The sequence below is a fragment of the Bradyrhizobium ivorense genome (assembly GCF_900696085.1).
Taxonomy (GTDB): domain Bacteria; phylum Pseudomonadota; class Alphaproteobacteria; order Rhizobiales; family Xanthobacteraceae; genus Bradyrhizobium; species Bradyrhizobium ivorense.
The window spans coordinates 78,772-85,164 of the sequence record NZ_CAADFC020000018.1; the positions used below are offsets into that span (position 1 = coordinate 78,772).

Here is a 6,393-nt window from a genome sequence, read left to right on the forward strand (position 1 = left end):
CCGTTTCCGAGTCACCCACCGAAGATTGGCAAATTTTTTCTCTTGATGCGCCGGAGTTGACCGAATGAAGAAAATCCTGCTCGGCCTGCTCGTCATTGTGATTGTGGCCGCCGGCCTGTTCGGCTTCGACCGCTACACGCAGCATCGGGCGACCGCCGGCGTCGAGGCAGTGTTCGAGCAGGTTCGCGCACAGGGCGGCAAGGCGAGCCATGGCCCTGTCTCGTTCGACGTGCTCAAGCGCAGCCTGACCATCACCGATATGAGCCTGGAGACCGCGACGCAGCCGCCGATCATCGTCAAGGCGGCCAACGTCGTGGCCCACGGCGTCAGGCAGTCGGATGCAGCACGGTTCTCGGCGCAAAGCATCGACGTCAACGACATCGAGGTGAGCGCGGCGACCGAGGGCAAGCAGCCCTTCAAGATCGCCTACAAGGCGCCGCTGGTTACGTTGAAGGACTATTCCGGCCTGGCCGGCGCGCCGCGGCCGCCGGCTTCGTCATCCCTGTTCGATCTGTACCGGTTCGGCCTCGACCAGCTCGCCGCCATCAGCGCCGCCTCGATCACCATCCCCGATATGACCGGAACGGTCCAGGTCACCCCAGCCTTCGGCGACGGCGCGGCAGGCGAGTTCAGCTACTCGGGCCTTGCCTTCGAGAACATCAAGGACGGCAAGATCAGCTCCAGCAAGATCAGCAAGGTTGCCTTCACATTCAACCCGCAGGCGGCCGGCAAGCCGGTCAAGGTCACCGGCAGTCTTGCCGACCTCGTCGCTGACGACATCGATGTCGGTGCGATGGCCGCAGCCTTCGATCCCCCCAAGGCCGATGACGACCGGGAATACCGGGTGTATCGGCACGTCGCGGCCGGTCCCTACGTCATCACCTCATCGCAAGGCGTGAACATGCGGTTCGACGGCATCACCATGGATGACGTCGCGCTGCGGCCGTCACGGATGCAATTGCCGAAGCTGATGGCGGTGATGACGCCCTCCGGTGGCGCACCGCCGACCGCGGCGCAGGCGCGCGAGATGATGGAACGGGTGGCGGCGCTCTATGACGGCATCCGGATCGGCAATTACGAGATGCGCGGGCTCTCGATCGAGACGCCGCAGGGTCCAATGAAGCTCGCCTCGACGCGGCTCGATTTCGTCAACGGCAAGATCGGCGAATTTGCCATCGAGGGTTTTGACGGCCGCGGGCCGCAGGGGCCGATCAAGTTCGGCCGCTTCGCGCTGAAATCCGTCGACGTTGCCAATCTGATGCGACTGACGGCGCAGTTTGCGCCGCAGAAGGCGGTCCCCGAGCAGGCGCTCGCGCTGCTGCCGCTGATCGAAGGTGCGGAGGTCAAGGGACTTGTCGCGCCCTACAAGGCCACCGGCAAGCCGGTCAACATCGACGTGCTCAGCCTGGACTGGGGCCAGTTCGTCGGATCGATCCCGAGCAAGCTGCGGCTGGTCGCCAAACTGTCCGGGCCGCTCGACCGCACCGACTCGGCGCAGCAGCAGCTCGTCGCCGCCGGGATCGACCGGATGACCATCGATGCCGATCTCGGCGCTGTCTGGACCGAGGCGTCGCGCGCCTTCGCGCTCGAGCCGGTGAAGCTCGACCTCGGTGGGCTGTTGAATGCTTCGGCCCGCGCCTCGCTCGGCAACGTGCCGCGGGAAGCGTTCGCGCTCAGCCCGCAGTCGATCGCCGCGGCAAGCCAGATCGAGGCCGGCCCGATCGAGCTCACGCTGCGCGATCTCGGCAGCGTCGATCTTGCGGTCGGCGCCTATGCGCGCAGCCATGACGTCGGCCGCGACGAGGCGCGGCGCGCCATGCTCGATGCCATCAAGGCGCAGAGCGAAGCGGTCAGTGGATCGAACCCGGAGGCCACCGCCCTGTTCGCGGCCATCAGCCGCTTCGTCGAGACGCCGGGCCAGACCCTGGTCATCAAGCTGACCCCGCGCGCCAAGGCGCCGGTGCAGCAGCTGATCGAGCTGGTCAGGATCGATCTGCAGTCGGCGCTGGCGCAATTCAAGATCGAGGCGTCGACGGGGCTATGACGCTCCCGTAGCCCGGATGCAGCGCAGCGCAATCCGGGAACGGTGCCGCCGCGGAGAGACTGCCCCGGATTGCGCTTCGCTGCATCCGGGCTACGGACTTCCGCAAAATTGTTGCCAGATGGACTCGCGGGGGCTCCCCCTCACCCGGATCGCATCTTGCGATGCGTTCCGACCTCTCCCCGCAAGCGGGGCGAGGTGACGTCTCAGCCCTTCGCCGGCAAGTTCGTCCTGATGTGCAGCTCCTTGAGCTGCTTCGGGGTCGCTTCCGACGGCGCGCCCATCAGCAAATCCATGGCCTGCTGGTTCATCGGGAACAGCGAGATCTCGCGCAGGTTCGTAGTGCCGCACAGCAGCATCACGATGCGGTCGAGGCCGGCCGCCATGCCGCCATGCGGCGGCGCGCCGTACTGGAACGCGCGGTACATGCCGCCGAAGCGGTCGATGACCTCCTGCTCGCCATAGCCCGCGATCTCGAACGCCTTCACCATCGCTTCCGGCTTGTGGTTGCGGATGCCGCCGGAGGCGATCTCGTAGCCGTTGCAGGCGATGTCGTACTGGAACGCTTTGATGGTCAGCGGGTCCTGCGACTTGAGCGCATCGAGGCCGCCCTGCGGCATCGAGAACGGGTTGTGCGAGAAGTCGACCTTCTTGTTCTCCTCGTCATACTCGTACATCGGGAAGTCGACGATCCAGGCCAGCTCGAAGCGGTCCTTGTCGATCTGGTTCAGCTCCTCGCCGAGCTTGGTGCGTGCAAGCCCCGCGAACTTCCAGAATTTTTCAGGATCGCCGGCGACGAAGAAGGCCGCATCGCCTTCCTTCAGGCCGAGCTGGTCGCGGATCGCAGCCGTGCGCTCCGGGCCAATGTTGTTGGCAAGCGGACCCGCGCCCTCGCCGCCCTCGCGCCACATGATGTAGCCGAGGCCGGGCTGACCCTCGCCTTGCGCCCACGAGTTCATGCGATCGCAGAACGCACGCGAGCCACCGCCGGTGCCGGGGATCGCCCAGACCTGGTTCTTCGGGTCCTCGAGCATCCGCGCGAACACCTTGAAACCGGAGCCGCGGAAATGTTCCGAGACTTCCTGCATCACGATCTTGTTGCGCAGGTCCGGCTTGTCGGAGCCGTACTTCCGCACCGCCTCGGCGAACGGGATCCGCGGCCAGTTCTTCGTGACCGGCTTGCCCTTCGCGAAGTCCTCGAACACGCCGGTGATCACCGGCTCCATCGCCGCGAACACGTCGTCTTGGGTCACAAAACTCATCTCGACGTCGAGCTGATAAAACTCGCCCGGCAGGCGGTCGGCGCGCGGGTCCTCGTCGCGGAAGCATGGCGCGATCTGGAAGTAGCGGTCGAAGCCCGACATCATCAGCAGCTGCTTGTACTGCTGCGGCGCCTGCGGCAGCGCGTAGAATTTTCCCGGATGGATGCGCGAGGGCACCAAAAAGTCCCGCGCCCCCTCCGGCGAGGACGCCGTCAGGATCGGGGTCTGGAATTCGAAGAAGCCCTGCTCCTTCATCCGCTTGCGCATGGAATCGACGATCGCGCCGCGGGTCATGATGTTCTGGTGCAGCTTCTCGCGACGGAGGTCGAGGAAGCGGTACTTCAGCCTGATGTCTTCAGGATATTCCTGCTCGCCGAACACCGGCAGCGGCAGCTCGGCCGCCGGGCCCAGCACCTCGATCTCCTTGATGTAGACCTCGACCATGCCGGTCGGCAGTTCGGGATTGTCGGTGCCGGCGGGGCGGCGGCGCACCTTGCCGTCGATCCGCACCACCCACTCCGAGCGGAACTTCTCGACCTCGGCGAACGCCGGCGAGTCCGGGTCGGCCACGCACTGGGTGATGCCGTAATGGTCGCGCAAATCGACGAACAGCACGCCGCCATGGTCGCGGACCCGGTGCACCCAGCCTGAGAGGCGGGCCGTCTGGTCGATATCGCTCTCTCGGAGCGCGCCGCATGTATGTGACCGGTAGCGATGCATAGTCATCCCAAAATCGATGTCGGAGGAGAATCGCGGTAGGAAATTTCCTATCCGAAGGCGCTGGGTTTACCCGAGCCCGCCCGGGGCGGCAACCAAGGGAACGCCCGGTTTTGGCCCGAAACCGCACAATTTGCGGCGATCCGGCACCAATCGTTTGCCTATTCGCCCCACCGGCCTATCTTCAGCACATGACCATCCATTTCCCGTTCCAGAACACCTATTCGGCGCTGCCGGCGAACTTTTTCGCCCGCGTCGCGCCGACCCCGGTGGCCGCGCCCCGGCTGATCAAGCTGAACCGGCCGCTGGCGGTCCAGCTCGGGCTCGAGCCCGACCTGCTGTCGACGCCCGAGGGCGCCGAAATCCTCGCCGGAAAACGGCTGCCCGACGGCGCCGACCCGATCGCGATGGCCTATGCCGGCCACCAGTTCGGCCATTTTGTTCCGCAGCTCGGCGACGGCCGCGCCATCCTGCTCGGCGAGGTCATCGACAGGGACGGCGTCCGCCGCGACATCCAGCTCAAGGGAAGCGGCCCGACCCCGTTCTCCCGCCGCGGCGACGGCCGCGCCGCGCTCGGTCCGGTGCTGCGCGAATACATCGTCAGCGAGGCGATGCACGCGATGGGCATCCCGACCACGCGCTCGCTCGCCGCCGTCGTCACCGGCGAGGCCGTGATGCGCGAGACCGCGCTGCCCGGCGCGGTGCTGACCCGGATCGCCGCGAGCCACATCCGCGTCGGCACCTTCCAGTTCTTCGCCGCCCGCGGCGACACCGATGGCGTCCGAGCGCTGGCCGACCACGTCATCGCGAGGCACTATCCCGAGCTGAAGGCCGCCGATCAGCCCTACCACGCGCTGCTCGCCGCCGTCGTGGCGCGGCAGGCCGCGCTGATCGCGCGCTGGCTGCTGGTCGGCTTCATCCACGGCGTCATGAACACCGACAACACCTCGATCTCGGGCGAGACCATCGATTACGGCCCCTGCGCCTTCCTCGATGCCTACAACCCGGGCCAGGTGTTTTCCTCGATCGACGAGATGGGCCGCTACGCCTACGCCAACCAGCCGCGCATCGGCCTGTGGAATCTGACCCGGCTCGCCGAATGCCTGCTGCCGCTGTATTCCGACGATCAGGAGAAGGCGATCGAACAGGCGCAAACCATCCTCGGCGAATTCCCGGAAAAATTCACCACGGCCTACATTGCCGGCCTGCGCGCAAAAGTCGGCCTGTTCACCGCGCGCGACGGCGACGAGGCGCTGATCCAGGACCTGCTCGATGCGATGGCGAAAAATGCCGCCGACTTCACGCTGACCTTCCGCCATCTCGGCAACGCCGCGGCCGACGATGCCGCCGACGTCCGCGCGCAGTTCACCGATCCTGCCGCGTTCGACGAATGGGCCGCCCGCTGGCGCGAGCGCCTCGCGCTGGAGCCGCAGTCGCCCGCCGAGCGCAAGGCCGCGATGCATGCCGTCAACCCGGCCTTCATCCCGCGCAACCACCGCATCGAGGCGGTGATTGCGGCGGCCGTCAACAATGACGACTACGCGCCGTTCGAGGAACTGCTGACGGTTTTGGCAAAACCATTCGAGGACCAGCCGCACTACGCGGCCTACACCGAGCCGCCGCTGCCCGAGCAGCGCGTGACGCAGACCTTCTGCGGGACGTGAGGCCGCTCCCCACCGTCATTGCTGTCGAGCCAACGGGTCGGCCCGAAGGGCCGCCCGATGACAGGCTCCGCGAAGCAATCCATATCTCAGCTCGGGGATCAATGGATTGCTTCGCTTCGCTCGCAAAGATGGGGTGGACGGCCCCCAACGGCATCAGTGTGCCAGACTGGTGATGTTGATTCGACCAGACAAGGGGACCGTCCATGACGAAGATTAGCACGATTGGTTTGGACTTGGCGAAGAACGTGTTTCAAGTTCACGGGGTTGATGCGGCGGGAGCTGTGGTGCTGAGGCGGCAACTTCGGCGGGCCGCCGTGGAGAAGTTTTTTGCGCAGTTGCCGCCGTGCCTGGTGGGCATGGAGGCCTGTGGCAGCGCGCATCATTGGGCACGGGTGATCGGGAAGTACGGCCACGAAGTCAAGCTGATGCCGCCGGCCTATGTGAAGCCTTATGTGAAGCGCAACAAGAACGATGGCCGGGACGCGGAGGCGATCTGCGAGGCGGTGAGCCGGCCGACGATGCGCTTTGTGGCGGTGAAGAGCGTCGCGCAGCAGGCGGCGCTGGCGGTTCACGGCACCCGCGCGCTGCTGGTTCGGCAGCGGACGATGGCCGCGAACGCGCTGCGGGCGGCGCTGAGCGAGCTCGGGATCGTGGCGGCGCAGGGCTATGAGGGGCTGCGCGAGCTGATGGCCCGGCTCGAGAAGCCGAG

Annotated in this window: 4 protein-coding genes; 3 read left to right on the plus strand and 1 reads right to left on the minus strand. The window is 66.2% G+C overall.

Annotation, left to right across the window (positions count from 1 at the left end):
• Positions 1 to 64 precede the first annotated feature (64 nt).
• Positions 65 to 2,044, plus strand: a complete 1,980-nt coding sequence (locus CI41S_RS26190) for a hypothetical protein (protein ID WP_139862244.1) — start codon at positions 65 to 67, stop codon at positions 2,042 to 2,044.
• A 203-nt stretch (positions 2,045 to 2,247) separates the two neighbouring features.
• Here the strand turns inward: CI41S_RS26190 and aspS are convergent, their stop codons facing one another.
• Positions 2,248 to 4,023 (minus strand): aspartate--tRNA ligase, encoded by a 1,776-nt coding sequence (gene aspS, locus CI41S_RS26195; RefSeq protein WP_139484103.1) that lies wholly within the window; start codon positions 4,021 to 4,023, stop codon positions 2,248 to 2,250.
• 188 nt (positions 4,024 to 4,211) lie between these two features.
• Between aspS and CI41S_RS26200 the strand changes: the two genes are divergently transcribed.
• Positions 4,212 to 5,684, plus strand: a complete 1,473-nt coding sequence (locus CI41S_RS26200) for a protein adenylyltransferase SelO (RefSeq protein WP_139862245.1) — start codon at positions 4,212 to 4,214, stop codon at positions 5,682 to 5,684.
• Positions 5,685 to 5,887: 203 nt separating this feature from the next.
• Positions 5,888 to 6,393, plus strand: a 506-nt coding sequence (locus tag CI41S_RS26205) for an IS110 family RNA-guided transposase (protein ID WP_139862246.1), incomplete at its 3' end; no start/stop codon positions are given.

Coding starts and splice junctions, on each gene's coding strand:
- aspS (WP_139484103.1), bottom strand. CDS start 4,023: ATGCATCGCTACCGGTCACATACATGCGGCGCGCTCCGAGAGAGCGAT.
- CI41S_RS26200 (WP_139862245.1), top strand. CDS start 4,212: ATGACCATCCATTTCCCGTTCCAGAACACCTATTCGGCGCTGCCGGCG.
- CI41S_RS26190 (WP_139862244.1), top strand. CDS start 65: ATGAAGAAAATCCTGCTCGGCCTGCTCGTCATTGTGATTGTGGCCGCC.